Annotated in this window: 1 protein-coding gene; it reads left to right on the forward strand. The window is 67.1% G+C overall.

The features are described 5' to 3' along the window. On the forward strand, positions 1 to 1,092 hold a 1,092-nt coding region (locus tag MTE01_RS16865), incomplete at its 5' end, for an ABC transporter permease (RefSeq protein ID WP_218026386.1). Between the last annotated feature and the right edge of the window lie 159 nt (positions 1,093 to 1,251).

The raw sequence follows: 1,251 nt of genomic DNA on the forward strand, positions 1-1,251 counted from the left end.
CCAGAAGTGAGCGTCAAGACTCCCCCGACCGAGACCGTCGCCATCGGCACGTTCGATGACAACAAGAAGACGAACCCCGTCGTCGCGGCCCTGCGGACCCAGGCGTTCCAGATCCTCCTGGTGCTGCTGGCGATCATCATCGTGTTCAGCATCATCGCGCCGGACTCTTTCGCGCAGTGGTCGAACTTCCGCCTCATCATCCAGAACGCCTCGATCCTCGCCGTCCTCGCGGTGGGCATGACCTACGTCATCATCACCGCGGGTATCGACCTCTCCGTCGGCTCGGTGCTGGTGTTCTCCGGCGTCGTCTCGGCGCTCGCCATGCGGGCGATGGGCGGAGAGGGCTGGGGCGTCGCGACCGTCGGAATCATCGTCGCCGTGCTCAGCGGTGTGTGCTGGGGCCTGTTCAACGGCTTCCTCATCGCGAAGGCGAAGATCCCGCCGCTCATCGTCACGCTCGGCTCGCTCGGCATGGCCCTGGGCCTGGCGCAGATCCTCACCGGCGGCGTCGACATCCGCGACGTGCCCACCGTCCTCACGGTCTCCATCGGGTACGGCAACGTCTTCGGGTCCGTCCCGATCATCAGCGTCATCGCCCTGGTCGTCATCCTGATCGGCGCGGTCGTGCTGCACTTCACGCGCTTCGGTCTCTACACGCTGGCGGTGGGATCGAGTGAGATCGCCGCCCGCCGGGTCGGCGTGAAGGTCGACGCGCAGTTGATCAAGATCTACACGATCTCCGGCGCCCTGGCCGGGCTCGGCGGCATCCTGTCGCTCTCACAGTTCTCGACCACCGCAATCGCGGGTCAGTCGCAGACCAACCTGAACGTGATCGCCGCCGTCGTCATCGGCGGAACGTCGCTCTTCGGCGGCGTCGGCACGATCATGGGCACCGTCGTCGGCCTGTTCATTCCCGCGGTGCTGCAGAACGGCTTCGTCATCACCGGCGTGCAGCCCTTCTGGCAGCAGGTCGCGGTGGGCGCCGTCCTGATCGCAGCGGTCTACGTCGACCAGGTGCGTCGCACGGCCGCGACCCGCGGCAACTCTCAAGGCCTCTGGCGCAAGTTCCTCAGCGGAGGCCGGCGCGGCTGAGCCGCGGCGGCGTCCCTTTCCCCAACCCCTTACCAACCCGAACAAAGAACGGTGAACACAATGAAGTGGAACAGCAAGGCGACCGCCCTGACGGTCTTCGGTGTCGCGGCGACCCTGACCCTCGCGGGCTGCTCCGGCGGCTCGGCCTCGGGCGGCGCG

The organism is Microbacterium testaceum, assembly GCF_006539145.1.
In the GTDB taxonomy this organism is placed as follows: domain Bacteria; phylum Actinomycetota; class Actinomycetes; order Actinomycetales; family Microbacteriaceae; genus Microbacterium; species Microbacterium testaceum.